The sequence below is a fragment of the Asticcacaulis currens genome, assembly GCF_028550395.1.
Taxonomy (GTDB): domain Bacteria; phylum Pseudomonadota; class Alphaproteobacteria; order Caulobacterales; family Caulobacteraceae; genus Asticcacaulis; species Asticcacaulis currens.
In genome coordinates this window covers 1-2,154 of sequence record NZ_JAQQKW010000020.1, presented here as the reverse complement: position 1 = coordinate 2,154, position 2,154 = coordinate 1, and the positions used below count along the sequence as shown (strand labels likewise).

Genomic DNA, 2,154 nt, shown 5'->3' with positions numbered 1-2,154 from the left:
GAAGACATTGTATGAAGAACGAGCACTGTAGGGTGCGTTTATTTGAGGGAACGATCAAGCCGATCGGATTATTAGTACTGGTTAGCTTCACTCCTCACGGAGCTTCCACACCCAGCCTATCAACGTGGTCGTCTACCACGATCCTCAGCGAGACCTTGTTTTGAGGTTAGTTTCCCGCTTAGATGCTTTCAGCGGTTATCTATTCCATACTTAGCTACCCTGCTGCGCGGCTGGCGCCACGACAGGTCCACCAGAGGTATGTCCATCCCGGTCCTCTCGTACTAGGGACAGATCCTCTCAAGTCTCGAACACCCACGGCAGATAGGGACCAAACTGTCTCACGACGTTCTGAACCCAGCTCACGTACCACTTTAAATGGCGAACAGCCATACCCTTGGGACCTGCTCCAGCCCCAGGATGTGATGAGCCGACATCGAGGTGCCAAACTTTGCCGTCGATATGGACTCTTGGGCAAAATCAGCCTGTTATCCCTAGAGTACCTTTTATCCGTTGAGCGATGGCCCTTCCACGCAGGACCACCGGATCACTATGGCCGACTTTCGTCTCTGCTCGACTTGTCAGTCTCGCAGTCAGGCGGGCTTATGCCATTGCACTCAGCGAACGATTTCCGACCGTTCTGAGCCCACCATCGCGCGCCTCCGTTACACTTTGGGAGGCGACCGCCCCAGTCAAACTACCCACCACGCCATGTCCCGGACCCGGATAGACGGGCCGCGGTTAGACGCCAACAGCAATAAGGGTGGTATTTCAAGGATGGCTCCACAGAGACTGGCGCCCCTGCTTCATAGCCTCCCACCTATCCTACACATGTTGCTGCTAACGCCAAGGCGAAGCTATAGTAAAGGTTCATAGGGTCTTTCCGTCTGACCGCGGGAACCCCGCATCTTCACGGGGAATTCAATTTCGCTGAGCCTATGCTGGAGACAGTGGGGAAGTCGTTACGCCATTCGTGCAGGTCGGAACTTACCCGACAAGGAATTTCGCTACCTTAGGACCGTTATAGTTACGGCCGCCGTTTACCGGGGCTTCAATTCGGAGCTTGCACCCCTCCTTTTAACCTTCCGGCACCGGGCAGGCGTCAGACCCTATACGTCGCTTTACAGCTTCGCAGAGCCCTGTGTTTTTGATAAACAGTCGCTACCCCCTGGCTTGTGCCACTCAGTCCTGCTTGCGCAAGGTGAGTCACGCTTATCCCGAAGTTACGCGTGTAATTTGCCGAGTTCCTTCAGCATAGTTCTCTCAAGCGCCTTGGTATGCTCTACCTGACCACCTGTGTCGGTTTCGGGTACAGTCTATGTATGAGTTATTTCCAGGGACAGCTTCGCTGCACGTACAATCCAATAAGCACGTACAACTTACACCATCCGTCACTTCATACTGGCTCCGGAATATTCACCGGATTCCCATCGACTACGCCTTTCGGCCTCGCCTTAGGGGCTGGCTAACCCTGCGCAGATTAGCTTTACGCAGGAACCCTTGGTCTTTCGGCGAGAGTGTCTCTCACACTCTTTATCGCTACTCATGTCAGCATTCTCACTTCCGATACCTCCAGCCAACCTCACGATTGACCTTCTCAGGCTTACGGAACGCTCCGCTACCGCTCACTTACGTGAACCCATATCTTCGGCGTATGGCTTGAGCCCCGTTACATTTTCCGCGCAGGATCGCTTGATCAGTGAGCTGTTACGCTTTCTTTAAAGGATGGCTGCTTCTAAGCCAACCTCCTGATTGTCAATGCAATCCCACATCGTTTCCCACTTAGCCATAACTTGGGGGCCTTAGATGATGGTTAGGGTTGTTTCCCTTTTCACGACGGACGTTAGCACCCGCCGTGTGTCTGCCGGACAGTTCTCTTGGGTATTCGGAGTTTGGTTAGAATTGGTACAGCTCGCGCCGCCCGCATCCATCCAGTGCTCTACCCCCCAAGGAATACATCCGACGCTCTACCTAAATAGATTTCGCGGAGAACCAGCTATGTCCAGGTTTGATTGGCCTTTCACCCCTATCCACAAGTCATCCGAGTCTTTTTCAACAGACACCGGTTCGGACCTCCAGTAGGTGTTACCCTACCTTCATCCTGCTCATGGATAGATCACCTGGTTTCGGGTCGTCATGCGACGAACTTAACGCTCT

General features: G+C 53.4%; 1 rRNA gene. It reads right to left on the bottom strand.

Annotated elements, in window-relative coordinates:
- Positions 1-50 precede the first annotated feature (50 nt).
- Positions 51-2,154: ribosomal RNA gene (locus PQU94_RS17960) — 23S ribosomal RNA — on the bottom strand; the annotation flags it as partial.